Source organism: Bradyrhizobium sp. (genome assembly GCF_027307225.1).
GTDB lineage: Bacteria > Pseudomonadota > Alphaproteobacteria > Rhizobiales > Xanthobacteraceae > Bradyrhizobium.
Genome location: NZ_DAHUXJ010000009.1, coordinates 21,175 through 47,102, shown reverse-complemented (window position 1 = coordinate 47,102; position 25,928 = coordinate 21,175). Strand labels below are relative to the sequence as shown.

Here is a 25,928-nt window from a genome sequence, read left to right as displayed (position 1 = left end):
GATACGGCGTGGCCTTAGGTCGCCGGCAGCAGGACGGTGTCGATCACGTGGATCACGCCGTTCGACTGATTGACGTTCGTGATGGTGATGGCGGCGGTATCGCCCTTGGCGTCGACGATCCAGGTCTTGCCGCCATCCTTCTTCACCGTCAGTTCCTCGCCTTCGACGGTCTTGAGTTTCTTGCCGTCGGTCAGATTGGACGCCTCAAGCTTGCCGGCGACCACGTGGTAAGTGAGGATTTTCGTCAGGGTCGCCTTGTTCTCGGGCTTGACGAGGTTGTCGACGGTGCCGGCCGGCAACTTGGCGAACGCCGCGTTGGTCGGCGCGAAGACCGTGAACGGGCCCTTGCCTTCCAGCGTCGACACGAGACCGGCGGCCTTCACCGCCGCAACCAGCGTGGTGTGGTCCTTCGAATTCACGGCGTTCTGAATGATGTTCTTGGAGGGATACATCGCGGCGCCGCCGACCATCACGGTCTTTTCCTGGGCGCTGACCGGCGCGACGAAGGTCGCCGTCAGGGCAAGAGCACCGAAGGCGACCGCGGAAAACAAGGCAATACGCTTGGACATGGAAACGTCTCCCGAATGATTGTGCGGCGCGCGGACATCCGCGGCCGATGAGGGCAACGGCGACAAGTCGTCGGGTCGATGACTGCGTCGTCGTTGGCCCGAGCTACGGGAGGTTTTTGCGCGCGGTTTCGAACAAAAATTCTTTATGTTTGGTGAAACTATTGGGCCGCACCAACGTGCCCTTTCGCCTTCGCGCACGTGTCGCGTCAAAGGGGTCGCGTTCGCGTCTTTCCGGCGATGGCTTCATCAGTCCCGGTTAGCCGGCGTCTGGATAAAATCCCGGTTCCAGGCCGGGCATGTTGCCGCCGGTCACCCAGGCCACGCGTTTGCCGACATTTGACATCCGAACTGTCTCCGTTGCCTTGTAAAGAGCCTCTTTGCTGGTAAAAAACCCGACAAATATGAGATAGCGGCGGCTAGTGGAGTGGATTTGACATTCGCTACCGACCTAGCCGCAAACTCGGAAAGCGAATGTCAAATCCTAAACTCCACTAGAAACATATCCTTGCTAGTGGTCCTATGATTCCAACCTTCGCAAAGATGCCCGCTGAGAAGGGATGCGAATGTTGGAATCGGACCACTAGCGCCGCTCTTGCCGATCGGAATGATGCATGAATGCGCAGCACAAGACCATCACGAACGCCAACCTGTTTTCCCGCCTGTTCGACGGCGTCGACGATCCGCGCCGCCTCGCCATCGAAACCCTTGATGGGAAGCACATCAGCTATGGCGACCTTGTCGCGCGCGCCGGACAGATCGCCAACGTGCTGGTCGATCGCGGCGTGAAGCCAGGCGACCGGGTTGCCGCACAAACCGAAAAATCGGTGACGGGCCTCGTGCTCTATCTGGCCACGGTACGCGCCGGCGCGGTCTATCTGCCGCTCAACACCGCCTACACGCTCAACGAGCTCGAATATTTCATCACCGACGCCGAGCCGTCGCTGGTGGTGTGCGACCCATCGAAAGCGGCCGGTATCACTGCGATCGCGGCGAAGGTCGGCGCCAAGGTCGAAACGCTGGGCCCCGACGGCAAGGGATCGCTGTCGGACGCCGCCGACAAGGCACAGTCCACCTTTACGACCGTGCCGCGCGAAAACGACGATCTCGCCGCCATCCTCTACACTTCCGGAACCACGGGGCGGTCCAAAGGCGCGATGCTGTCGCATGATAATCTGGCGTCGAATTCGCTGACGCTGGTCGACTACTGGGGTTTCACCGACAAGGATGTCCTGATCCACGCGCTGCCGATCTATCATACCCACGGCCTGTTCGTGGCGAGCAACATCACGCTGTTTGCGCGCGGCTCGATGATCTTCCTGCCGAAGTTCGATCCGGATCTGATCATCAAGCTGATGGCGCGCGCGACCGTGCTGATGGGCGTGCCGACCTTCTACACGCGGCTGTTGCAGAACCCGGCGCTGAACAAGGAAACCGCCAAGCATATGCGGCTGTTCGTGTCAGGCTCGGCGCCGCTTTTGGCCGACACCCACCGCGAATGGTTCGCGCGCACCGGCCACGCCGTGCTCGAACGCTACGGCATGACCGAAACCAACATGAACACCTCGAACCCCTACGACGGCGAACGCGTTCCCGGCGCGGTCGGCCATGGGCTGCCCGGCGTTTCGGTGCGCGTCACCGATCCGGAAACTGCCAAAGTGCTGGCGCCGGAAGAAATCGGCATGATCGAGGTGAAGGGCCCCAACGTGTTCAAGGGCTATTGGCGGATGCCGGAAAAGACCAAAGCGGAATTCCGCAGCGACGGCTTCTTCATCACCGGCGACATCGGCAAGATCGACGCCAAGGGTTACGTGCACATTCTCGGCCGCGGCAAGGATCTCGTGATCTCCGGCGGCTTCAACGTTTACCCCAAGGAAATCGAGAGCGAGATCGACGCCATGCCGGGCGTGGTCGAGTCGGCCGTGATCGGCGTGCCGCATGCCGATTTCGGCGAGGGCGTCACGGCGGTCGTGGTCTGCGACAAGAACGCCAAAATCGACGAGGGCTCGGTGCTGAAGGCGCTCGAAGGTCGTCTCGCCAAGTTCAAGATGCCCAAGCGCGTGTTCGTGGTCGACGAATTGCCGCGCAACACCATGGGCAAGGTGCAGAAGAACATCCTGCGCGAGACGTACAAGGATATTTACGCGGGCAAATAGTCTCTCGGACCTAGTCCTGCTAACTGCTTCAACTCGTCGACAACAGGGTCTGTGCGCCAAAATCGGATGCGAATGCGCCATTCAGGTATGAATGTCACTCGATCACCAAACTCAGTGACGTCCCTGAAATAGATTGTGACTGGCCGAGAATTTAGCCAGCGACGTCTATAACGGCGCTCAGAGGGACGCAAATCTCTCGAAAGTAGTTGGAAATGAAGAGCTCTCGCTCGTCTACACGTAGTCTCTTTAGGCCGGCGTTAGCCCACAGGATGAATGCTGAAGCTCCAATCCAAATTCCAAGAAAAATAAGCTTAAACGGCACCGCGTCGTTCTTGTCATGCAGGCCGTCTAACCAAAGAAGGACGGTTCCCAATCCAAAGCCCGATATCCAGATAACTGGAAATACAAACTTCGCCGTGAACGTCCAGGCCGACGATAGAGTGCGCACAATGTTGCCGTTCTGGTTTCCGTCGCAACCCTATTATAAGAGGCCGAGCCCGCGATGTCGCCTCTTGGGCAGCGGCACTACCCGCCATTCCACAGACTGATCGCAAAGCGAGTGCCGACGATGAGGAGATACGTTCCGTAGGCACGCTCGAGCGTCTTTTTCGACAGCGCGTGCGCGACCCGCACGCCGAGCGGAGCCGTCAAAAGGCTTGTCGGCATCACCAGCACCGCGCCGATCAGCGAGACATAGCCGAGCGCAAGCGGAGCCTGCAGCGCCGCCACGTCGGGATAGTGCGCCGCCGCCGGCCAGCCGGCATAGATATAGCCGAGCGCCCCCGGAATTGAGACGAGCACCGCGATCGCGGACGAGGTCGCCACGCCCTGATGGATCGGGCGGCCGTAAAAGGTCATCAGCAGATTGGCGAACAGCCCGCCACCGACCCCCATCAGCGTCGCCAGCAAGCCGACAAAGAAGCCGAAGACGCGCATCACCGGCCCCTTCGGAAGATCGTTGCCAAGCTTCCAGTTCTCGTTGGCCGTCAGCAGCCGCACGGTCGCGAAATAAGCCACCAGCACGAACACGATCTTGAACAGCCGCTCGGGCGCATAACGCGCGATCACGCTGCTCGAAAGCACCCCGATCAGGATCGGCAGCCACCAGGCACGCAGCACCTCCTTGTCGATGGCGCCGCGGGCGAAATGGGCGCGGTAAGAGCTGATCGAGGTCGGAATGATGACGGCAAGGGAGGTGCCGACGCAAAGCGGCATCCGCACCTCGAGCGGAACACCGGCGAGGCGAAAGCACTCGTAAAACACCGGCACCAGAATGGCGCCGCCGCCGATGCCGAACAGGCCGGCGAGAAACCCGGCAAGTGCTCCGACCGCGACCAGCAGCACGGCCAGTTCGAGAACTTCTGGGGCGTTGAGTCCGGCGATGGTCATCGTGCGTCTCGGCAATCCGGCAACCGGTTTGCCCCGAATTCGCGGCGGGACGAACTGCGCGACTCACGATGGCGAGCCGGCTTGAGAAAGCGATCCATGATGACCTCCGCGAAAAGCTGCCGGCGAAGATAGACTATTGTTTATTCCGGGAGTATTGACGCTATGGACTAACATCCTTGCGAAAATCGGAAGGATCAATCTGGTGGATCAACTCGCAGCCCTCGCGACGTTTGTGCGCGTGGTGGAGACGGGGAGCTTGTCCAAAGCGGCGCGATCGCTCTCGAGTTCGCTGACCTCGGTCAGCCGGAAGCTCTCCGCGCTCGAACAGCACTTCGGGATCCAATTCGTGCGGCGGACGACCCGCCGCCTCACGCTGACGGACGAGGGCCGGATGCTCTATGAGCGGGCCAAGGCTGTTCTTGCGGAACTCAAACAGATCGAAACGTCACTAACGGCAAATCATCAGGAGCCGACAGGGCGGCTGCGTGTGAGCGTACCCACCCTGATCGGCCGCGCGTTGGTCGCGCCGGTATTGGCGGAGTTCTTGCGGCTCTATCCTTCCCTCTCCATCGACTTGCAACTCGTCGATCGAGCCGTGGACATGCTGGAGGAGGACATCCATGTCGCGCTTCGCATCGGGCACCTTCCGAATTCGCAGCTCATCGTCCGCAAGCTCGCCGACATCCAGATGATCGTCTGCGCGGCGCCGTGCTATCTGAAGCGACGCGGCACGCCGACAACACCAGCCGAATTGTCCGAACATGATTGTCTCGCCTTCTCCGAGACGCCGGGCCTCGGTGAATGGCACTTTGGCAAGGAAGCAAAGCCGCAATCCAGGGTCGCGATCTCGCCGAGACTCTGGATCAACAGTCTGGACGCGCTCGTCCTCGCAGCAGAGCAAGGCGCTGGCGTCGTCAGGGTCCCTTCCTGGCTGGTCAAGCGCGAACTCTCCGGCGGACGTCTCGTCCGCGTCCTGAGAGATTTCGAACCGCCGCCCGCCCCTCTCAACGTGTTGTTTCAGTCGGCGAGACTGGCCTCGCCAAAGACACGCGTCTTCGCCGACTATCTCGCCGAGCGATGGCGCCGGCTCGATCCGTTCGGGTCACGGCCGACGCGGTCTTCGGTCACGAATGCTCCAGCGGCTGAACGTTCATGAATCGTGCTTCAGGTATACCAGCAGAAGACCGCCCCTGGATCGTTCAATCCCCCAATAATGCAAGGCTCATCTGAAGCTATGAACTGCCGTTCGCAGGGGAGGGATTCTGCCATTGCACTGGCTGTTTCGACTTCGTAAATAGGAATCGTCTACCGCGATCCCAAAGAAGGGCTCGTCGCGGAGTCCCGCCAAAACATCAAAGCGCCCCCGATGACCATCAGGATCGAAAGACCGCTTTCACCATTCCTAACCTATCGCTGGACCCTGACGATGGCGCTCTCCATCATCCATCGGGCCACTGGTTTTGCGCTTTATTTCGGCACGCTGCTGCTGGCATGGTGGCTGATCGCCGCCGCCTCCGGCCCCACTGCCTATGCCCATGTCCACGATTTTATCGGAAGTCTCATCGGCCGCCTGATCGTGTTCGGCTACACGTGGGCGCTGTTGCATCATTTGTTCAGCGGCATCCGGCATCTGGTCTGGGACCTCGGCTACGGCTTCAAGCCCAATGAGCGCGAGGCGATGACCTGGGGAGCGCTGGTCGCCGGCATTTCGGCAACCGTGCTGCTCTGGATCGTGGCCTATATGATCGGAGGCGGCCGATGAGCGCGCCCGACGCCGAGAGCGTGAAGTCGATGCGCACGCCGCTCGGTCGCGTTCGCAATCTCGGCTCCTCGCATTCCGGCACCACGGACTTCTGGCGACAGCGCATCACCGCGGTCGCCATGGTGCTCCTGATGGTGCCGGTCATTGTCGTGGTGATGATGCTGCTCGGCAGCAACCATGCCGGCGCCGCGCAGATGCTCGGCTCGCCGCTGGTTGCGATCATCCTGCTCTTGTTCATCATCGCCAGTACCTGGCACATGAAGATCGGCATGCAGGTGGTGATCGAGGACTACGTGCACCACGAGCCGCTGAAGCTCGCGGCGATCATGGCCAATAATTTCTTCTGCTTCGCGGTCGCTCTGGCCTCGATCTACGCCATCCTCAAACTTGCGTCCGGAGTGTAACGATGACCGCGGGCGGCAACGGCTCGGCGAACGGCAAGGGTAGCCCGGCCACCAACAGCAAAGCCTATCCCATCGAAGACCACACCTATGATGTCGTGGTGGTTGGCGCCGGCGGCGCCGGATTGCGCGCCGTCGTCGGCTGCGGCGAGGCCGGGCTTCGCACCGCCTGCATCACCAAGGTATTTCCGACGCGTTCTCACACCGTCGCTGCTCAAGGCGGTATCTCGGCATCACTCGGCAACATGCACCCGGACGACTGGCGCTGGCACATGTACGATACCGTGAAAGGGTCGGACTGGCTCGGCGACCAGGACGCGATCGAATACATGGTGCGCAATGCGCCCGAAGCGGTTTACGAGCTCGAACATTGGGGCGTGCCGTTTTCGCGCACCGAGGACGGCAAGATCTATCAGCGGCCGTTCGGCGGCATGACGATGGACTACGGCAAGGGCCAGGCACAGCGCACCTGCGCCGCGGCGGACCGCACCGGCCATGCGATGCTGCACACCATGTACGGCCAGGCGCTGCGGCATTCGGCGGAATTCTACATCGAATTCTACGCCATCGATTTGATCATGGACGACCAGGGCGCCTGCCGCGGCGTGATCGCGCTGAAGCTCGACGACGGCACACTGCATCGCTTCCGCGCCCAGACCACGATCCTCGCGACCGGCGGCTATGGCCGCGCCTATGCCTCGTGCACGTCCGCGCACACCTGCACCGGCGACGGTGGCGGCATGACCTTGCGCGCCGGCCTGCCACTGCAGGACCTCGAGTTCGTGCAATACCATCCGACCGGCATTTACGGTACGGGATGCCTCGTCACCGAGGGTGCGCGCGGCGAAGGCGGCTATCTCGTCAATTCGGAAGGCGAGCGCTTCATGGAGCGCTACGCACCCTCCGCCAAGGACCTCGCCTCGCGCGACGTCGTTTCGCGCGCGATGACCATCGAGATCCGCGAAGGCCGCGGCGTCGGCAAGAAGAAAGACCACATCTTCCTGCACCTCGACCATCTCGATCCGAAGGTGTTGCACGAACGCCTGCCCGGCATTTCCGAATCGGCAAAGATCTTCGCCAATGTCGATGTCACGCGCGAGCCGATCCCGATCCTGCCGACGGTGCACTACAATATGGGTGGCATCCCGACCAATTATCATGCCGAGGTGCTGACCAAGAAGGATGGCGACGAGAACTCCGTCGTGTCCGGCCTGATGGCAATCGGCGAGGCCGCTTGCGTATCGGTACACGGCGCCAACCGGCTCGGCTCGAACTCGCTGATCGATCTCGTGGTGTTCGGCCGCGCGGCTGCCTTGCGCTGCGCCGAGAAAATCACGCCGAACGGCAAGCAGCCGGATTTGCCCGCCGACTCCGCCGACAGGGCGCTCGGCCGGCTCGATCACTATCGCTATGCTGCCGGCAGTACGCCGACCGCAAAACTGCGCGAAAGCATGCAGCACGTGATGCAGAACAACTGCGCCGTGTTCCGCACCGGCGAAGTACTGAACGAAGGCCAGAATCTGATTCACAAGGTGCATGGCGGGATCGGCGATGTTTCGGTCTCCGATCGCTCGCTGGTCTGGAATTCCGACCTGGTCGAGACGCTCGAGTTCGACAATCTGATCGTTCAAGCGGTGGTGACGATGGACTCCGCAGCCAACCGCGCCGAAAGCCGCGGCGCGCATGCGCGCGAGGATTTCGCCGCCCGCGACGACCAGAACTGGATGAAGCACACGCTGGCCTGGATGGATGAAAAGGGTAATACCGCGATCGATTACCGTCCGGTGCACAACTACACCATGACCAACGACGTTCAATACATTCCGCCGAAGGCGCGGGTGTACTAGTTAGGCAAGATCAATGGTTGAATTCGCACTTCCGAAGAATTCGAGGATCACGGGCGGCAAGGTATGGCCCAAGCCGCCCGGCGCCACCGAGATGCGCGAATTCAAGATCTATCGCTGGAATCCGGACGACGGCAAAAATCCGAGCGTCGACACCTATTACATCGACACCCATGATTGCGGCCCGATGGTGCTGGACGGGCTGATCTGGATCAAGAACCACATCGATCCGACGCTGACTTTCCGTCGCTCCTGCCGCGAGGGCGTGTGCGGCTCCTGCGCGATGAACATCGATGGCCAGAACACGCTTGCCTGCACCAAGTCGATGCACGACGTGAAGGACGGCGCCGTGAAGATCAACCCGCTGCCGCACCAGCCGGTGGTCAAGGACCTCGTGCCCGACCTCACCAATTTCTACGCGCAATATGCCTCGATCGAGCCGTGGCTGAAGACGACCACGCCGACCCCGCAGCGCGAATGGCGGCAGAGCCACGAGGACCGCGAAAAACTCGACGGACTTTACGAGTGCATTCTATGCGCCTGCTGCTCGACCTCCTGCCCGAGCTACTGGTGGAACAGCGAACGCTTCCTGGGTCCGGCCGCGCTGTTGCAAGCGACGCGTTGGGTCACCGACTCGCGCGATGAGGCGACCGGCGAGCGGCTCGACAATCTCGAAGATCCGTTCCGCCTCTATCGCTGCCATACCATCATGAACTGCGCCAAGGCGTGTCCGAAGGGACTCAATCCCTCCGAAGCCATCGCCGAGCTCAAGCTGAAGATGGTCGAACGGCAGGTCTAGGCATTTACCGGATCGCGCGCTTAGGAACATCGCTCAACGGAAGTCGTTAGCGGCTCAGTCGTGCATGACCGAGTGACGATGCGATGCCAATCGATCCATCCGAAGATCCGCCGATCCCGCCCGGGCAGCCCACCGAGCCGCTGCGGGAAGACCCGCCCGGGAATCCCAGGCGCGAAATTCCGCCGCCGGTGCACGAACCCGGCGAACCGATGAGCCCCGATGAATTGCCCGGCAATCTGCCGGACGAATTGCCGGTGCCCGGCGTCCCGCCTGACCCCACCTCGCCACCGCCGGCAATGGACGCGTGACTTCGCCAGACGGCTTTGGCTGCGAATGACGCGCTCAGGCGCGCTGCGACTTGCGCTGTGAACGCGTGATGAACCAGCGCGCGTCAAAGCCGCGCAGTTCCGCAAATAAATCCTCGTTCCTGTTTGAAGCCCGCCACAATCCGGCCCAACGCTTGTCCGTTGATCGTCGGCGTTTGTTGATTTCAATTCCCCTCCTCGATCTTCCCTCCGCCCTGACACCGTCGAAACTTCCCTGGGACCCAAAGCGCATGACAAAACGACAACTAGCTCTGCTTGCCACGACCGCATTGACGGCCATGCAACTGTCAACCACCCCATCGCACGCGCAAAGCGCACCGATCGTGGTGGCGCAGCAGAGAGAGGAGTTGGGTCCCGACGGCAAGCCCAAGCAGGCGCCCAAGGAAGCGCCGAAGGAAGCGCCGAAGGGAGCTCCACCCGCGCGGCCGGGAGCGCCGCAGCCGCCACAACATCAGGCGCCGCCACCGCCGCAGCATCCAGCAGCACCACCACCACCACCACCGCAGCATCCGTCGGCGCCGCCGCCCGCGGCCGCCCCGCATACACCGCCGCCTGCGGCAGCACCTGCGCCTGCCGCTCCGAAGCCTCCTGCCGCACCCGCAGCGCAGCCACAGGAGCGTGGACACGAAATGGAGCGCGAGCGGCAGCAGAAGATGACGCCGCCTCAACCGCCGCCGGCCGCGCCTCAGCAAGCGCCGCACACCGGCCAACCACCGGCGCCTCCCGCAGCCGCACCTCAGCCGGTGCCGCACCCAGGTCAACCCCCAGTACCTCCGGCAGCCGCGCCTCAACAAGCGCCGCGGGGCGCAGCACCGGGGGGCCAGACGTCACTTCCGCCGGCCGCCGCCACCATGGCGCGCCGTCCGCCGCCAGCCGTTGCCGCACCGATTCCTGTTGTGCCGCGGTCGGCGCAGGCACTGACGCCGATCGCGCCAGGCGCCGCAGCACCCGGCCCGCGGCGGATGGAGGATTTCCACGCCGAGCGTCACGAAACCGATCAGGGCGGCCGCAAGGTCTTCACCGAACCGGGCCGTGTGATTGTCGTCGACCCGAGTGGTCAGTCTTTCATTCGCCACGACGAAGACGAGCGTTTCCGCTTCGGCGCCCGCAATATCCAGACCCAGCAGGTCGGCGGCGAAACCCGCACCATTGTGGTGCGTCCGGACGGTTCGCAGATCATCACGATCGCCGGCGCCGATGGACGCTTGCTGCGCCGTATCCGCAGGGATCGCGAGGGCCGCGAGATCGTGATCATCGACAACAGCTTCCGCGATCCTTCCGCCGTCGGCAGTTTCTATGTCGAGCTGCCGCCGCCAATGATCCGCATTCCCTATGATCGCTATATCGTCGAAGCCGACGTGGCCGCGCCGGATGTGATCTACCAGACACTGGAAGCCCCGCCGGTGGACCGGATCGACCGGCGCTTTACGCTCGATGAAATCCGCTACAGCCCGTCGGTGCGGTTGATGATGCCGAGCATCGATCTCAATACCATCAACTTCGAAACCGGGTCTTGGGACATTCCGCCCGACCAGGCCGCAAAGTTGCAGGTGATCGCCGACGGCCTCTATCGCGCCATCTCGCGCAACCCGCGCGAGGTGTTCCTGATCGAGGGCCATACCGATGCGGTCGGCAACCCCGTCGACAATCTGTCGCTGTCGGATCGCCGCGCGGAATCCGCCGCCGAGTTACTGAGCCAGCAATTCAACGTGCCGGCGGAGAACCTGACCACGCAGGGTTATGGCTCGCAGTATCCGAAGGAGCAGACCGACGGGCCGAGCCGCGTCAACCGGCGCGTCACGGTCCGCCGCATCACGCCGCTGCTCGATGGCGGCTCGGCGCACTGATCGAGGCCACCTGAAGTGCAAATGGCCGGGCATAAGCTAGCGAAGGCGACGCCGTTCTTCGAGCGGCTATGCCCGGCCATTTTTTTCTTTTGCGTCGAAGCAGCATGATCGATACAATTTCTCAGCGCGCCATCTGCTGCGGATCGTAGAAGAACCGCTCCTCGATCAGTTTGTCGCCGCGCCAGGTCTGCCAGGCGACCTCCTCCATGCTGCGGGTCTTGCCATCCTTGCCGGCGAAGTCGAATCGCCAGCAGACTGCGGAGCAATCGCCATCGAGCAGCAGCGGCCCGAGTCGCGTGGTCTTGACGCCGGCGACTGATGCCAGCATCGCACGCTCGCGCTCGGCGAGCGCGTCGCGGCCAACCCGCCATGCGCCGTCGTTCTCCTGGGTGCGCGCATCGGGGGCGTAAAAATTCATGATGGCGCCGACATGGTCATTGGATTCAACCGTATCGACGAACGCCTGCAGGGTCTTGAGTGAGGGCATGATGAATCTCCATCCTTATTTGCACTTGGTGGCCCGATCGAGCGCGGGGGAGTCGGCTTGCTGCATATTTATCGACTACTAGTCGGTATTTATCGACTGATAGTCGGTAAGTCAATTGGCTCGACGGTGGAACTGCGCTAGAACAGGCAGCATGGCAACCCAGGCCGAGCGGCGCGAGAAAACCAAGGCCTCCATCGTCAAGGCGGCAAGGCGCATTTTTGGCGAGCGCGGCTTTGCCGCGACCACAATGGATGACATCGCCGCAGCCGCGCGCGTCGCAAAGGGCGCGGTCTATCACCACTTCCCGACCAAGGAGGCCGTGTTCGAAGCGGTATTCGAACAAGTCTCGCTGGAACTGGTTTCAGAGCTCGATCGGATCGCGCGCACCGAGAACGATCCGCTCGCCGCCATGGCGGCCGGAACAGAGGGCTATTTCTCGGCGTGCTCCAAGGGCCCGACCGGACAGATCATTCTGCGCGACGGACCGGGGGTACTGGGCTGGGAGCGCTGGCGCGAGATTGACGGGAGGCATTTCGGCGGAAAGTTTCCGCGCGCATTGGCCGCGGCCATGGAGGCCGGTGTGATCGCGCGGCAGCCGATCGAGCCCTTGGCGCGGCTGCTGCTCGGCGCGGTGACGGAAGCTGCGGTCGCGGTTTCGGCAGGCCGGGATATCGGCAAGGCTGGCAAGGATTACGCGCGGGCGTTCCGCGCGCTGCTCGATGCGCTGAGGGTGAGGTAAGCCAGGAGCCTTCCCGGAATCGGGTCCCGCAGCCGCGGAGACGCAATAATCACCGTGACTACGCGGCTAATCCTTGTCGCCCTCGAGCTTGAGGATGAGCGAGCCCTCGCCGATCGAAACCAGACCTGTGTCGGAGTAGATTGTCAGCTTGGCGCGGGTGTCGGCAATGTCGAGATTGCGCATGGTCAATTGACCGATGCGGTCTGCCGGCGTGAACGCCGCGTCCTCGACCTTCTCCATGCTCAACCGCTCCGGCTGATAAGTCAGGTTCGGACTCTCGGTATTGAGGATCGAATAGTCGTTGCCGCGGCGCAGTTCGATCGTCACCTCGCCGGTGATAGCGCGCGCCACCCAGCGCGCCGTTTCGCGCAGCATCAGCGCCTGCGAGTCGAACCACCGCCCTTGATAGAGAAGTCGCCCGAGGCGCATGCCGCTGATCCGGTACTGCTCGATGGTGTCTTCGTTGTGAATGCCGGTGACCAGCCGTTCGTAGGCGACGTGCAACAGCGCCATGCCGGGCGCCTCGTAAATGCCGCGGCTCTTCGCCTCGATGATCCGGTTCTCGATCTGGTCGCTCATGCCGAGGCCATGCCGGCCGCCGATGGCATTGGCTTCCAGAAACAGCGCGACCGGCTCGGCAAACGTCTGCCCATTCAGTGCGACCGGCTGGCCTTCGTCGAAACGCACGACGACCTTCTCCGCCTTGACGGTGCAGTCGTCGCGCCAGAACGGCACGCCCATGATCGGATTGACGATCTTGATGCCGCTACTCAGGCTCTCGAGATCCTTGGCCTCGTGGGTGGCGCCGAGGAGATTGCTGTCGGTCGAATAGGCTTTTTCGGCGCTCATCTTGTAGGCGAAACCGCTCGCCGTCATGAACGCCGACATTTCCGCGCGGCCGCCGAGTTCATCGATGAACTGCTGATCAAGCCACGGCTTGTAGATCTTCAGGCCCGGATTGGTGAGCAGGCCGTAGCGATAGAAGCGCTCGATGTCGTTGCCCTTGAAGGTCGAGCCGTCGCCCCAGATGTTGACGCCGTCTTCCTTCATGGCCGACACCAGCATCGTGCCGGTCACTGCCCGCCCCAGCGGCGTGGTGTTGAAGTACGTGATGCCGCCGGTCGAAATGTGGAAGGCGCCCGACTGGATCGCGGCAATGCCTTCGTGGACCAGTTGCGTCCGGCAATCCACCAGACGTGCATTCTCGGCGCCAAACTCCAGCGCTTTTCGCGGAATCTCATCGTAGTCGGCCTCATCAGGCTGACCGAGGTTTGCCGTATAGGCAAAAACGCGGGCTCCCTTCTGCTTCATCCATAACAGCGCTGCGCTGGTATCGAGACCGCCCGAGAAAGCGATGCCAACTTTCTCGCCCTTGGGCAGACTCTTCAAAATCGTACTCATGGAGTGTCCAATCGATCGGAATTGGCTGATGGTTAGGTGCCGCGAATATCAAATTTCGAGAATATCGGCACGTGTTATCGGCGGTTAAGGCTTACAGGGACGGCCTTTCGCTGACATCCCGGCCGCGCCATCGCTGCATAGCCCGATATCCCGGCCACGCCAGTCGCGTCAGCGCCGCATCGACCGCCTCGTCGGTCAGCCGGGTCGATGACCAGCGGTAGATATAGCCGTGGGCCAGCCAGATCACCAGAAACGTCACCAGTCCGGCGATGGCGACGTCGGTGAAAAAGTGCCCACCAAAGGCCATCCGCAGCCCGCTGGTCGTCGCGCCGAACACGGTTGCCGCGGCATAGGCCGCGGGCCGCCACGCCGGTGGCGCGAGTGCGGCGGGCGCATAGGTCCAGAACGCGGTCGCGCCTTCGCCGGAGAAGAACGAACAATTGCGCGCGCACTGACCGCGCGGGTCCCACCACGGCATGAAAGCCTGGTTGCCGCCAAACTGGGTCACGGTGATCGGACGCGGCCGGCCCCAATAGCTCTTGAAGGTGAGATTGGTCAGCACGCCGGCGGAAAGAACGAGCGTTAGCAGAAGAAAGACGAGCGCGCGTCCCGACATCATCAGCGGCCGATCCGGGCGCGCCAACTTGACAATCAATGCAACGATGGCGGGCAGCGCAAAGGCCCAGGAGATCCACATCGCCGCATCGCGGGCGATCACCGCGAGCGTGCTGGATTTCACCGGAAACGAATGGGTCGGCGCGTCATAGAACAGGGCCGCCAGCTTCAGATCGAGCTCGGGGTAGATTCCGAACAGCAATCCGACCCCAAGCGCCAGCGAAAGCGCGATAATCAACCCGGTCCGGTTCATGGCGCGGGGTTTAGCCGAGACGGTAGCGAATGAAAAGACGCGTTCACAGCAACGGTGGCGAAGGCGACTGCGACGGCATGGGTGGGGGCGGTCGAAGCTTCGGCGGCGGCAGGCGCCACGCGCCGGCGTTGCGGCCAGCGATCATCCAGTACACCACGCCTGCGACAATTCCCGCCCCGGTCATGATCTCGAGATGCCGCCGCACGATGCCTTCAAACCGAAGCTGCTCGGTGTCGAAGGGAACAAGGCCGAGATAACAGGCGAGCCCGACAAGCCCGCCCCCCACCGCGTAGGTCAGAGCACCGCGGACATAGAAGGCCTCGGTGATTGCGACCACGACCATCGCCGGCACCAGCGCAAAGCCACTGACGAAGATGAAGCCAAAGCCCAGGATGACGTTCAAGACGCCGGGATCGACCGGTCCAGCTCCGAGATCGGAGAACTCCGGGAACATGATCGCGGCGACGACAATCATCCCCGCCACAAAGCTTGCCGCGAGAAAGCCGAACAGAATCACGAATAATCGGCCGATCAATGCCATGCATATCTCAGATTATCGTCATTGCGAGGAGCGGAAGCGACGAAGCGATCCGGAATCATGGTCCCTCACGCTGGATTGCTTCGCTTCGCTCGCAATGACGAGGTGAGCGAAGTGCGTTGTCCCTAATCCGTCATCGCCATCGCGCGCAACGCCTGCCGCTCGCGCGCCGACAACTTTTCGGTCTCCGATTTCAACTGGCCACAGGCGGCGAGGATGTCGCGGCCACGCGGCGTGCGCACCGGCGACGAATAGCCGGCGTTGAAGATATATTCGGAGAATTTTTCGATTCTCGCCCAGTCCGAACATTCGTAAGAAGTGCCTGGCCACGGGTTGAACGGGATGAGATTGATCTTGGCCGGAATTCCCTTCAGCAGTTTCACCAGCATTCTGGCATCATCGAGGGAATCGTTGACGCCCTTGAGCATGACATATTCAAAGGTGATGCGCCGCGCGTTGGAGGCGCCGGGATAATCGCGGCAGGCCTGCAACAATTCGGCGATCGGATATTTGCGATTGAGCGGCACCAGCTCATTGCGCAATTCGTCGCGCACCGCATGCAGCGAGATCGCAAGCATGACGCCGATTTCGTCGCCGGTCCGCTTGATGTTGGGCACTACGCCCGAGGTCGACAGCGTGATGCGGCGGCGGGAAATGCCGATGCCTTCGTTGTCGGCCACGATCAGCAGCGCGTCGCGCACCGCATCGAAGTTATAAAGCGGCTCGCCCATCCCCATCATTACGACGTTGGTAACGAGGCGATTGCCATTGGGCGTCGCGCGATCGATCCAGTCGTTGAGGCGGTCGCGCGCCACCATGATCTGGCCGACGATTTCGCCCGCCGTGAGGTTGCGCACCAGGCGCTGCGTTCCGGTATGGCAAAACGCGCAATTCAGCGTGCAGCCGACCTGCGAAGAGACGCACAGCGTGCCGCGGTCGGTCTCGGGAATATAGACGCATTCGACTTCGTGCGCCCTCTCGACCTGGTCGCCGCTCGGCAGGCGCAGCAGCCACTTGCGGGTTCCGTCGTTGGATATCTGCTCGGCCACGACTTCCGGCCGCGCCACGGTGAAGTGCTGCTCGAGTTCCTTCCGCATCTCCTTGGAGATGGAAGTCATGGCCTCAAAGCTTTGCGCGCCACGGACATACATCCAGTGCCAGAGCTGCTGCACGCGCATCTTGCGCTGCGCCGGCGCGACGCCGATCTCGCCGAGCTTTTCGGCCAGCTCCTCGCGCGACAGCCCGATCAGCGAGGGCTGCGCCGGCGGCACATAGGTTTCCAGCGGCACCTTTTCCAAAGGTGCGTTCGCGGAAGCGTTGGTTCGGCCGGGATCGCTGGTCATTGTCTCCGTCATGACCACCAAATAAGCCTTCCAGGACCTATAGGAAAGGCATGAATGCAGGGGATCCGAGGGTCGTCGAAAACGACCTAGTGATCCGATTCTAACATTCGCATCCCCCCTCAGCGTCCACTTTGCGAATGTTAGAATCATAGGATCATTAGAAATATTAGATTCTAGTGTAGTTTAGGATTTGACATTCGCTTTCCGGACTCGCGGCTTGGGGGGAGCGAATGTCAAATCCACTACACTAGCGGTGGCAGTCCTGCGCGACGCGATCGAGCGCCTGGGAAAGCCCTTTCAGGGAGAACACGTCGGTGGTCTCGGTGCCCTTGGCGGAGACGCCCCTGACCGTGACGTCGGCGGCCTTGCGCATGGCTTCCACCAGCCGCTCCTCCTCGGCCGCGTTCTTGATCCAGAGGCCGTCGCCCTGCGTGTACATCGCATAGGACGCGCCACCGACCTCAAGCGTCGCTTCCGAGCCCGGCTTGAGCGTGTAGCCGATCATGATCGAGACCTCGTTGACGACCTTTTCGGCCGGGCGGGTGGAGATGAAGGCATAGGCCGGATCGCGCGGCCGGTTCGGCGGATTGGTCTTCGAGGAAGACGGCTTTGCCAGCACAAAGCACACCTTCTTGCCATTCGGCGTCGCCGCATAAGCGCCCCAGGTGCCAAACTGACCGATCAGCGTCGGCTCGCTGCCACCGACCGCCGCGGGCTCAGGCTTGGCCGCGGCCGGCCTGGAGGCACCCTTCGAGCTTGGCTGCGCCAGCGCATGGCCGGCACCGGCGCACAAAAGCGCCGCCGCAATCGAAGCTGTCAGCTTTCCCCGCACGGACATCGCGAATCTGGTCCCTCATCATTGTGACTGGAAGATGGCCCGGTACCGCACGCTCCTGGTGGTCCGATCCTGACATTCGCATTGCTTCTGAGCGGACACCTTGCGATTTGACATTCGCTCGACGAACTCGCGGCCGGGTCGGTTGCGAATGTCAAATTCATTCCCCTAGCTGCGATGGATAGAAGGTAAATGCCCGATTCGGAAGGCTTTGGTCGGCGCTTTAAGACTTAAGTCCGGCTTTTCGAATGCGCTGTTCGCTGAGCCTCCCACTGCGCCTCCGTCCAGGCCAACAGGTCCTCCGCACCTGAAGAGCGCAAATGCGCCCCGCCATCCTGCACCACCATCTCGCCGTTGATGTAGCCACCCGCGTCCGAAATCAGGAAGCTGGCGAGATCGGCGAGTTCGCGATGTTCGCCGGTGCGGCCGAGCGGATTGCGCGCCACCCAATTCGAATCGCGTCCCTCGGGACGAAGCTGGCCCGTGGCGCCCGCGGTCGGAAACGTGCCCGGTGCGATCGCGACGGTGCGGATGCCCTTCGGCCCCCACTCGACCGCCAGGCTTTTCGTCATTGCCAGCACGGCCGATTTCGCCATCGCGGACGGCACCGTGAAGGCGCGGCCGGTGATGGTCGACGTCGAGAGGATGCTCAGCACGACACCCTTGTGTCCGGTCTCGATCCAGCGCCTGCCGGCAGCCAGCGTGCAATACATCGTGCCGTGCAGCGTGGGGCCGAGAATCGCGTCCGCCGCCCGAAACGACAAATGCTCAGTCTGTGCGATGAAGGTCGCGGCCGCATTGTTGACGAGAATATCAAGCGGCGCCTCACGCCAGACGGATTCCATCATGGCTTCGACCGCCGCTCCGTCGCGAATATCGCACGCCAACGTGTGAACCTTGCCTGCTGACGCCTCGCGGATCGCGGCAGCAGCCGCCTCCAGCACCTCCAGCCTGCGGCCACAGATGATCAGTTCGGCGCCGAGCTCGGCGAACCTTTGGCCCATCGCAGCGCCGAGCCCGGAGCCGCCGCCGGTGACGAGGATGCGCTTGTCCTTGAGCAGGCCTTTTTCAAACATTGTTCCATTCCCCGATCTGTTTCTTGAGTCTATTTCTTGGATCTATTTCCTTTGTCTATTCTCGCAGTGGCAAGTTAGAGCTATCAACTCCGTGTCTGAAACCCGGGTGTGCCCATGAAAGCTGTTCTCTGCTCGCAATATTGCGGTCCCGACGACCTCGTGCTGACGGAGGTGCCCGATCCCGTGGCAGGACCGGGCGAGGCCGTGATTGCGATCAAGGCAGCGGCCCTGAATTTCTTCGACCTCCTGATGATCCAGGGCAAGTATCAGATCAAACCGCCCTTCCCGTTCTCACCGGCGGCCGAAGTGGCTGGTATCATCGAGAACGTCGGCAGCGGCGTGACCGGTCTAAAGGCAGGCGATCGCGTCATCGCTTCCTGCGGCCATAACGGCGCGCGGGAAAAAATCGCGCTGCCGGCGGCTTCGATCGTCAAGATTCCGGACGGCCTCGATTTCGACCGTGCCGCCGGTGTTATCATCACTTACGGCACCGCGCTGCATGCACTGGAAGATCGTGCCAGCCCCAAGCCGGGCGAAACGCTCGCGGTACTGGGCGCGGCCGGCGGCACCGGGCTCGCCGCATGCGAACTCGGCAAGCTGCTTGGGCTGAAGGTGATTGCCTGCGCCTCGTCCGATGAAAAGCTTGAATTCGCCAAGGCGCATGGCGCCGAGCTCAGCCTGAATTACGCCACCGAAGATCTCAAGGAAGGCCTGCGCCGTCTCACCGGCGGCAAGGGCGTCGACATCATCTTCGACCCGGTCGGCAGCCACTATGCCGAGACTGCGTTACGCTCGATCGCCTGGGAGGGCCGCTTCCTGGTGATCGGATTTGCCGCTGGCGACATTCCGAAAATGCCGCTCAACCTCGCGCTGTTGAAGGGCTGCGACATCAGAGGCGTATTCTGGGGCGCCTGGGCGAGGATCAATCCAGACAAGAACCGCGCCAACCTGGAGCGGCTCGTGCAATGGGCCGCGGAGGGGAAAATCTCCTCTCATGTCGATCGTACCTTCCCGCTGGCGCAGACCGCCGACGCGCTGAAAGTGCTCGCCGGCCGCAAGGCGATGGGGAAAGTGATCCTGCATCCTTGACGCCACAGATTTTTGCCACAAGTATTTACGTCAGCTGCTTGACGCCATTAACCATGCTTGATGACGCGATCGCGCTTTGAGGTTCGTAGTAGCCGCAATCTGTGCCATCTAGAGCTCCGATTCCGAAGTTCGCAAGCTATTGAGGCGGCTTCTGACGCGAACTTCGGAATCAAAGGAGCTCTAGCAAATATAGGTTTCTAGTGCGGCTTTTGAATTTGAAGTTCCTATGACGAACGCGCGGCAAAACTGATAGGAACTTCAAATTCCGCCGCACTAGTGTCACCTTGGGCCGGCACGCCACAACTTCTCCTCATTTGCGCCCCGGATGAGACGCGACCCACGCGGTGACACAACCCAAAGCTGCCTAAATAAAATCAAAATATCTCCTAAATCGAGACGGTGAACGTCGCTTTTTGGTCGGATTCAAAATGCGTTTTAGATCGTTCAGTAACGGGCAGGGGCCGATAAACTGATGCCGGCATGCCCGATGTTGCGTAATAATGGGAGGCATCACCATGGCGCAGGGGACCCGGTATAGTCCTTACGACACTCCGTATGAATCGGACTATACTTCATACGAAGACCGGTACGCAGAACCCGTCGACCTGGATAATCTGGGTTCGCAGCTGAGGTCGCAGCATTCGTCGCGATCCGTCGCGACGCGCGATGAATTCCTGCCAGACGATTCCGTTCCACTCTTTCTGTCTGGCTCCGAAGAAGACTTGCGGTCATCGAAATTTGCACGGCCGCGGAAGAAGAGTTCGCGGCTGCTGAAGACCGCTGCCTTTGCGGCTGCAGCGCTGATCGCCACCTTCGTCGCCGTCAAAAACCCGTTCACGGTCTTTGCCAACGCGACCGCTTCGCTGATCGGCTCTGCCGACATCCGCCAGGCCGCCGCACCGGCAGCACCGCCGCCCCAGGCGGCTGCTGCCGCCTTGGCAAGCACGCCGGCCATGGTAGCAGGCCCGGCGCTTGCGACCGCGGCGCCAGTGCCGTCACGCGATGAAATCGCACTCGCGCTGAAGACGGCGCATCAGAGCCTGCCACCCGCCGAAATCCAGCAGCCGACGACCACGGTGGCTACTGCCGCACCCACGGCGACCACCGCACCTGTTGCGCCTACCGCTGCAGCGCCTGCCGCTGCACCTGCAAGGCAGATCGATGCCGCCGAACTCGCCAACCTGATGACGCGGGCCAAGGCCTTGCTTGCCACCGGCGATATCTCGCCTGCACGCCTGCTGTTGGAGCGCGCGGCCGAAGGGCAGGATGCGAATGCCGCCATGATGCTGGCCGAGACCTACGACCCCGCCGTGCTGGGAGCGCAGGATATCCGCAACATCACTCCGGATCCTGCAATGGCGCGCAACTGGTATCAGCGCGCCGCCCAACTTGGCTCGCCTGACGCGCAGCGGCGCCTCAGTCAACTGCAATAATCGTCTTCATTCAGGGGTAGGAAAAAATGCGACGTTTGATTGGTTTGGCACTCGTTGCCACGATGCTGGCGCTCGGCTTCGCGGCGCGCGCGGAAGAAGGCGGGGTTGATCCCGCCAAGGTCTCTGACAGCCTCAAGGCCATCTTTCAATTCGGCTCCGCTTCAACCAAGCAAGCGTTGAATGCCAATACGGTGACACTGATCACCGGCACGATCGGCGGCACCTATGTGCAAATTGGCGCCGACCTCGCCTCCGTGCTCGACGACGGAAACAAGTTACGCGTACTTCCGATCGTCGGGCGCGGCTCCGTCCAGAGCGTCGCCGACATCCTGTTCCTGCAGGGCGTCGACATCGGCATCGTGCGCGCCGACACGCTCGATTATCTCGAGCGCAAGGGCTTTGCGAAGGACATCAAGAAGCAGTTCACCTATGTGACCAAGCTCTACAACGAGGAAATGCAGATCCTCGCGCCGAAGTCGATCAAGACCCTGAGGGACCTTGAAGGCAAGACGGTCAGCGTCGACCTGCCGAACGGCAGCACCTTTGTTACCGTGTTGACGGTGGCGGAGCGGCTCGGTGTGAAGGCCAACTGGGTCTACATCGAACAGCGTATCGCGATGGAGAAGCTGAAGAAGGGCGAGGTCGATGCCGTGATCGTCGTCGGCGGCAAGCCCTATAAGTCGGTTTCGAGCTTCCAGAACGATGGCCGCTTCCATCTCGTGAAGGTGGATTACGAAAGGCCGCTGCAGGGCGACTACCTGCCGGCCACCCTCACCTCGAAGGATTATCCGAACCTGATCCCCGAGGGTGAATCGGTGGACACCATCGCGGTGCCGGCCTTGCTCGCCGCCTATAACTGGGCGCCCAACACCGACCGCTACCGCAAGCTCACCAATTTCGTCGACGCGTTTTTCACCAAATTCCCGCAGTTCCAGCATCCGCCCTTCCATCCGAAATGGAAAGAGGTTTCACTCGCAGCACCGCTGCCCGGCTGGACACGCTTGCCGTATGCCCAGCAATGGCTCGACACGCACGGGATCGAACCGCTGTCTCGCAGCAAGTTTGACGATTTCCTGAAGCAAAGCTCGGCGGCCGGAAAGATGCCCTCGGAAGCCGACAAGGAAGCGCTGTTCAGGCAGTTCAAGACCTGGGAAGCCGAACAGAATGCCCGCGCCCAGGCGCCGGCATCGAAATCGCGATGACGCTCTGATCTAAAAAGAAAAACAGGGAGAGCGGCCAGGGGCCTGACGCGACCATCGCGTCAGGCCCTTGCAGTTTTAGCGGCTCACCCGACCGGCCTTGCGAAAGGCTCAAAGATCTCCTGATCGGCGGCGACGCCCTTGAGCGGATGACGCCCGAGCGATTTTGCGGCGATGCCCCCTGTCGCGACGAAATCGGACGACAGCAATAGCGAGCGGCTCAATTGCCGGCACATCGATTCAATGCGTGCGGTCAGATTGACCGCAGGACCGATAACCGTGAAATCGAGGCGGGTATCGCTGCCGATATTGCCGTACATGACGCCACCGACATGCAGGGCGAGGCCATATTCGATTTGCGGCAGGCCCTCGTTGCGGCGCCGGCCGTTTTCCTCTGATAACGCCGATCGCGCGCATTCGGCCGCCGCTAGCGCCGCCAGACAGATTTGCGCGGCCGCGGCGTCCTGGGAAATCGGGAAGATCGCCAGCATCGCATCGCCGATGAATTTCAGGACTTCCCCGCCTTGCGCGGCGACCGCATCGCACATCGGTCCGAAATAGCTGTTGAGAAGGTCGATCAAGGCATCGCGCGGCAGCGTCTCGGAAAGGCTGGTGAACCCGCGCAGATCGCAAAGCCAGATGACCGCGCGGATGGTTTCGCCGGCGCCGCGCTGGATCTGACCTTCCAGCACGCGGCGTCCGGATTGCCGCCCGACATAGGTATCGAGCAGTGTGCGCGCGGTGCGCCGCCACGCCTGGACCTCGAGATTGAACGCGACTGCCGGGATCACGGCCGCAAACAATGCGACCTCGCGGTCGCCGAACCCGCCGGCGCATTTGGTGGCGAAAGACAGTGCTTTGTAGCTGCCGTCGGCAAAGGGCACTGAATGGACGACATAATCCGTGTAATTTTCGCCGCGCAGCTCACCGAGAATGTCGAATTCGCCAGGCTGCGGCGGCGCCATCAGATCGAAGCGAACGGGCCCCTTGCCTTCATAGGCGAGCCGGATCGGGCTGTTGGCCATGATCGCGTTCGCCTGCGCATTGGCGCGGTAGAGGCGCTCTGTCGTGCCCTTGCCGAGTTGCCAGAGCCCGCTGAACGAAAAAATCTGCGGATGCAGGATGGGCACCCCGGTGGTGATGCGCGCGACATCGACGCCGGCCGCCCGCAAGGCCTGCGCAAAGGCGTCGAGGAATTCGCTCGGGTCGGTGCGCTGGCGCGCGCCCGTCATCAGCCAGTGAATGACCGGATCGGTTTGGTCCTGGTCGGTCGGCGCCACCAGCAGTCAGGTCCCCGGCTCAAAAGTCCGCTTCAGCGCGGCGTTCGCGGCGGCGCGATGCTCCGGCGTGATGTGGGCCGCCACCAGGCGGATCGCGGTGGCGAGCACGGCGGCATCGTCGGTGAAGCCGAGCACCGGCAGCATGTCCGGGATGAAGTCGAACGGCAGGATGAAGTAGGCGATGGCGCCTAGCAGCGCGGCCTGAACATGGCGCGGCGTCTGGCGATCAAGCGCACAGTAATAGGCGCTGAGCAGATCTTCGGCGAACGGCAGGCTGGCTGCGACGCGCTTGAACTTGGCCCAGAAGCGCCGGCGAACGCTCTCGGGATTCTTGGTGAGTTCGTCTGCGGGCTCAAACCCGGCCGTCTGTTCCGAAATCATGGCCCGCGCTCCGCGCTATATCCGCGCTTAGCTGGGGATATCGCGCCACTCTTGCAAGCTCCCCGCTTGGGGAGGTCGGGTGGGCAAATGGCGTCAGGCGCCCAATTGGCCGGCGATCGCGTTCATGGCCTTGGCGAGATCGATGTCGTTTTGTGTCACGCCATTCGCATCGTGGGTAGAGAGGACCACCTCGACGGTCTTGTAGACGTTGCGCCATTCCGGGTGATGGTCGTTCTTCTCGGCGACCAGTGCGGCGCGGCTCATGAAGCCGAACGCCTCGTTGAAATCCTTGAATACGAAGGTGCGCTCGATCGCTTCGCGTCCCGCGACCTCTTTCCAACCCGACAAGCCTTTCAGGGCCGATTTCCGAGCTTCAGCCGACAATCGTTCCGCCACGGGCGCCTCCTTCATTGGACCACTGACTATCTAACACCGATCGGCCGGCTCCGATCCTCGAAAAGCGGCAACCGGCGCCTTGAAAAAGGCGCTGTTAAATCAAAGACATGAGGTCAGCTGACCCGTCGGTGCCGTGGCCATAAGGGGATTGCCCAAGCGGGTGCGCCGGTAGCCATCACGACGAAGTAACTCAAGAGAAAGCGCTATTGTTTGCTAAACTTCCCGCCGAACCGAGCGAGCAAATCCCCTTGGACCCGAACCTTTCCAGATCGATGACAAGCGGTCTCGGCACCGGGCCGGCCAGCTCCTCCACTCGCTCCTCGGCAAGACGGGTTGCGCTGGTCGTGCTGGCGGGGGTTCTTGCCGTGATCGGCATCGTCGCCGCAAGCTATTACTACGCGATGCGGCCGGTCGCCCTGCGGATCGCGGTTGGCCCGCCCAACAGTGACGACCTCAAGGTGGTTCAGGGCTTGAGCCAGGCCTTCCTGACATCTCATGGCCGGATTCGCCTGCGGCCGATCCAGACCGAAGGTGCCACCGCCAGCGCACAGATGATCGCGGAAGGACGCGCCGACCTTGCGATCATTCGCGGCGACCTGAGCGTGCCGAAAAATGCGCAGGCCGTGGCGACGCTGCGCAAGAATGTCGTCGTGCTGTGGGTGCCAGCCCCCATGAAGGGCAAGAAAGCGGGGGCGAAGATCACCAGGATTGCGCAGCTGGCCGGGCGCCGCATCGGCGTCATCGGCCGTACGCCTGCCAATGTCGATCTGCTCAAAGTGATCCTGCAGCAATATGGCATCGAGCCCGGCAAGATCGATGTCGTCCAGTTCCCGATCACCGAGTCGGTTGACGCGATCCGCAACCACAAGGCGGACGCCTATCTCGCCGCGGGACCGGTCAACAGCAAGATCACGTCAGAGGCGATTGCGGCGTCAACACACGACGGCAAGCCGCCGACGTTCCTTGCCATCGATTCGGCCGAAGCGATCGCGCAAAATCATCCGATGTATGAAGCCTCCGAGATTCCGGCCGGCGCCTTTGGCGGCTCGCCGGATCGCCCCGAGGAAGAGGTCAAGACGATCAGCTTCTCGCACCATATCGTCGCGCGCAAGGATCTCTCGGACGCGACGGTGGCCGCCTTTACGCGACAGCTGTTTGCCATCCGCCAGACCGTAATGAACGAGTTTCCGCTGGCCGCGAAGATCGAGACACCGGATACCGACAAGGATGCATTCATCCCCGTGCATCCGGGTGCGGCGGCCTTTGTCGACGGTGAGGAAAAGACCTTCCTCGACCGCTATAGCGACTTCATCTGGTGGGGCCTTATGGCCATGTCGGCGATGGGCTCGGTCGGTGCATGGTTCGCCGGCCACCTGAAGAAGGATGAACGCGGCAACAGCTCGTCGCTTCGCGAACGGCTGCTCGACATGATCGCGGCGGCACGACGCACCGATTCCACCGAAGAACTCGACCGCATGCAGTCGGAAGCCGACGAGATCCTGCGCGAAACGCTGCGGAGCTTCGACCATGGCGTCATCGAGGAAGGCGTGTTGACCTCGCTCAACATCGCGCTCGGACAATTCCATCACGCGGTAGCCGACCGCCGCGCGCTGCTCACGAACCTGGCGCAGAACCTGCAACGGGCAAGCTCCGCACTGCGGGTGACCGGAACCTAGTGTTCGTCACGGCAAGGTGCGTGGCACCAATTGCCGCAGCCGGAACGACCTCAAACCGGCTCGGTTTCTTCCTCATGTTTGAAATGAGGAGAGCACC

The 25,928-nt window shown here is 62.1% G+C and carries 25 protein-coding genes; 13 read left to right on the top strand and 12 right to left on the bottom strand.

All coding sequences use genetic code 11. The features are described from left to right. Positions 1–14 precede the first annotated feature (14 nt). Complete coding sequence (locus tag M6D32_RS01460) at positions 15–569, bottom strand: fasciclin domain-containing protein (protein ID WP_298252638.1); 555 nt, start codon at positions 567–569, stop codon at positions 15–17. Positions 570–1,180: 611 nt separating this feature from the next. Between M6D32_RS01460 and M6D32_RS01455 the strand changes: the two genes are divergently transcribed. Beyond that, positions 1,181–2,722: a malonyl-CoA synthase gene (locus tag M6D32_RS01455; protein ID WP_298252636.1), complete on the top strand. Its 1,542-nt coding sequence runs from the start codon at positions 1,181–1,183 to the stop codon at positions 2,720–2,722. Positions 2,723–3,247: 525 nt separating this feature from the next. Here M6D32_RS01455 and M6D32_RS01450 read toward each other — a convergent pair. Further along, positions 3,248–4,111, bottom strand: a complete 864-nt coding sequence (locus tag M6D32_RS01450; RefSeq protein ID WP_298252634.1) for a sulfite exporter TauE/SafE family protein — start codon at positions 4,109–4,111, stop codon at positions 3,248–3,250. A 202-nt stretch (positions 4,112–4,313) separates the two neighbouring features. On the opposite strand from M6D32_RS01450, the gene M6D32_RS01445 reads away from it, so the two are divergent. The 7 genes from M6D32_RS01445 to M6D32_RS01415 all read left to right on the top strand — a co-directional run bounded on the left by M6D32_RS01445 (position 4,314) and on the right by M6D32_RS01415 (position 11,090). Continuing rightward, positions 4,314–5,267: a LysR family transcriptional regulator gene (locus tag M6D32_RS01445; RefSeq protein ID WP_298252632.1), complete on the top strand. Its 954-nt coding sequence runs from the start codon at positions 4,314–4,316 to the stop codon at positions 5,265–5,267. Positions 5,268–5,477: 210 nt separating this feature from the next. Next, positions 5,478–5,873: a succinate dehydrogenase, cytochrome b556 subunit gene (sdhC, locus tag M6D32_RS01440; protein ID WP_298252630.1), complete on the top strand. Its 396-nt coding sequence runs from the start codon at positions 5,478–5,480 to the stop codon at positions 5,871–5,873. Positions 5,874–5,902: 29 nt separating this feature from the next. After that, the gene (gene sdhD, locus M6D32_RS01435) at positions 5,903–6,277 is read left to right on the top strand and encodes a succinate dehydrogenase, hydrophobic membrane anchor protein (RefSeq protein WP_298252729.1); all 375 of its coding nucleotides are present in this window, start codon (positions 5,903–5,905) and stop codon (positions 6,275–6,277) included. Between the two features lie 2 nt (positions 6,278–6,279). After that, the gene (gene sdhA / locus M6D32_RS01430) at positions 6,280–8,121 is read left to right on the top strand and encodes a succinate dehydrogenase flavoprotein subunit (RefSeq protein WP_298252629.1); all 1,842 of its coding nucleotides are present in this window, start codon (positions 6,280–6,282) and stop codon (positions 8,119–8,121) included. A 13-nt stretch (positions 8,122–8,134) separates the two neighbouring features. Then, the gene (locus M6D32_RS01425) at positions 8,135–8,917 is read left to right on the top strand and encodes a succinate dehydrogenase iron-sulfur subunit (RefSeq protein WP_298252627.1); all 783 of its coding nucleotides are present in this window, start codon (positions 8,135–8,137) and stop codon (positions 8,915–8,917) included. An 83-nt stretch (positions 8,918–9,000) separates the two neighbouring features. Next, positions 9,001–9,225 (top strand): hypothetical protein, encoded by a 225-nt coding sequence (locus tag M6D32_RS01420; RefSeq protein ID WP_298252625.1) that lies wholly within the window; start codon positions 9,001–9,003, stop codon positions 9,223–9,225. 248 nt (positions 9,226–9,473) lie between these two features. Beyond that, positions 9,474–11,090 (top strand): OmpA family protein, encoded by a 1,617-nt coding sequence (locus M6D32_RS01415; protein ID WP_298252623.1) that lies wholly within the window; start codon positions 9,474–9,476, stop codon positions 11,088–11,090. A 121-nt stretch (positions 11,091–11,211) separates the two neighbouring features. Here M6D32_RS01415 and M6D32_RS01410 read toward each other — a convergent pair whose 3' ends face one another. Beyond that, positions 11,212–11,577 carry a nuclear transport factor 2 family protein gene (locus tag M6D32_RS01410; protein WP_298252621.1) on the bottom strand — a complete coding sequence of 122 codons (366 nt, stop codon included), beginning with the start codon at positions 11,575–11,577 and terminating at the stop codon, positions 11,212–11,214. A gap of 151 nt (positions 11,578–11,728) precedes the next feature. Here M6D32_RS01410 and M6D32_RS01405 point away from each other — a divergent pair, with 151 nt between their 5' ends. Continuing rightward, positions 11,729–12,316 carry a TetR/AcrR family transcriptional regulator gene (locus M6D32_RS01405; protein WP_298252619.1) on the top strand — a complete coding sequence of 196 codons (588 nt, stop codon included), beginning with the start codon at positions 11,729–11,731 and terminating at the stop codon, positions 12,314–12,316. 66 nt (positions 12,317–12,382) lie between these two features. On the opposite strand, the gene argG is transcribed toward M6D32_RS01405, so the two are convergent. From argG to M6D32_RS01375, 6 genes are all read right to left on the bottom strand, one after another. Further along, positions 12,383–13,717 (bottom strand): argininosuccinate synthase, encoded by a 1,335-nt coding sequence (gene argG / locus M6D32_RS01400; RefSeq protein ID WP_298252617.1) that lies wholly within the window; start codon positions 13,715–13,717, stop codon positions 12,383–12,385. Between the two features lie 91 nt (positions 13,718–13,808). Beyond that, complete coding sequence (locus M6D32_RS01395) at positions 13,809–14,585, bottom strand: phosphatase PAP2 family protein (protein ID WP_298252615.1); 777 nt, start codon at positions 14,583–14,585, stop codon at positions 13,809–13,811. 43 nt (positions 14,586–14,628) lie between these two features. After that, positions 14,629–15,126 (bottom strand): hypothetical protein, encoded by a 498-nt coding sequence (locus M6D32_RS01390; RefSeq protein WP_298252613.1) that lies wholly within the window; start codon positions 15,124–15,126, stop codon positions 14,629–14,631. Positions 15,127–15,248: 122 nt separating this feature from the next. Continuing rightward, positions 15,249–16,466, bottom strand: coding sequence for a 23S rRNA (adenine(2503)-C(2))-methyltransferase RlmN (gene rlmN, locus M6D32_RS01385; RefSeq protein WP_298252727.1), 1,218 nt, complete (start codon positions 16,464–16,466; stop codon positions 15,249–15,251). A 247-nt stretch (positions 16,467–16,713) separates the two neighbouring features. Continuing rightward, positions 16,714–17,304 (bottom strand): invasion associated locus B family protein, encoded by a 591-nt coding sequence (locus tag M6D32_RS01380; RefSeq protein WP_298252611.1) that lies wholly within the window; start codon positions 17,302–17,304, stop codon positions 16,714–16,716. Between the two features lie 227 nt (positions 17,305–17,531). Beyond that, positions 17,532–18,377, bottom strand: a complete 846-nt coding sequence (locus M6D32_RS01375; RefSeq protein ID WP_298252609.1) for an SDR family oxidoreductase — start codon at positions 18,375–18,377, stop codon at positions 17,532–17,534. A 114-nt stretch (positions 18,378–18,491) separates the two neighbouring features. Here M6D32_RS01375 and M6D32_RS01370 point away from each other — a divergent pair, with 114 nt between their 5' ends. The 3 genes from M6D32_RS01370 (at position 18,492) to M6D32_RS01360 (ending at position 22,101) form a co-directional block, all read left to right on the top strand. Continuing rightward, a complete protein-coding gene (locus M6D32_RS01370; RefSeq protein WP_298252608.1) occupies positions 18,492–19,466 on the top strand; it encodes an NADPH:quinone oxidoreductase family protein in 975 nt (324 codons plus the stop codon). Positions 19,467–20,188: 722 nt separating this feature from the next. Beyond that, complete coding sequence (locus M6D32_RS01365) at positions 20,189–20,899, top strand: hypothetical protein (protein ID WP_298252607.1); 711 nt, start codon at positions 20,189–20,191, stop codon at positions 20,897–20,899. Between the two features lie 26 nt (positions 20,900–20,925). After that, the gene (locus M6D32_RS01360) at positions 20,926–22,101 is read left to right on the top strand and encodes a TAXI family TRAP transporter solute-binding subunit (RefSeq protein WP_298252605.1); all 1,176 of its coding nucleotides are present in this window, start codon (positions 20,926–20,928) and stop codon (positions 22,099–22,101) included. An 83-nt stretch (positions 22,102–22,184) separates the two neighbouring features. On the opposite strand, the gene M6D32_RS01355 is transcribed toward M6D32_RS01360, so the two are convergent. The 3 genes from M6D32_RS01355 to M6D32_RS01345 form a co-directional block, all read right to left on the bottom strand. After that, positions 22,185–23,378 carry an adenylate/guanylate cyclase domain-containing protein gene (locus M6D32_RS01355; protein ID WP_298252603.1) on the bottom strand — a complete coding sequence of 398 codons (1,194 nt, stop codon included), beginning with the start codon at positions 23,376–23,378 and terminating at the stop codon, positions 22,185–22,187. Between the two features lie 6 nt (positions 23,379–23,384). Beyond that, complete coding sequence (locus M6D32_RS01350; protein WP_298252601.1) at positions 23,385–23,759, bottom strand: YkvA family protein; 375 nt, start codon at positions 23,757–23,759, stop codon at positions 23,385–23,387. 93 nt (positions 23,760–23,852) lie between these two features. Further along, positions 23,853–24,155, bottom strand: coding sequence for a 4a-hydroxytetrahydrobiopterin dehydratase (locus M6D32_RS01345; protein ID WP_298252725.1), 303 nt, complete (start codon positions 24,153–24,155; stop codon positions 23,853–23,855). Between the two features lie 272 nt (positions 24,156–24,427). On the opposite strand from M6D32_RS01345, the gene M6D32_RS01340 reads away from it, so the two are divergent. Continuing rightward, positions 24,428–25,831 (top strand): TAXI family TRAP transporter solute-binding subunit, encoded by a 1,404-nt coding sequence (locus M6D32_RS01340; RefSeq protein ID WP_298252599.1) that lies wholly within the window; start codon positions 24,428–24,430, stop codon positions 25,829–25,831. Positions 25,832–25,928 lie beyond the last annotated feature (97 nt).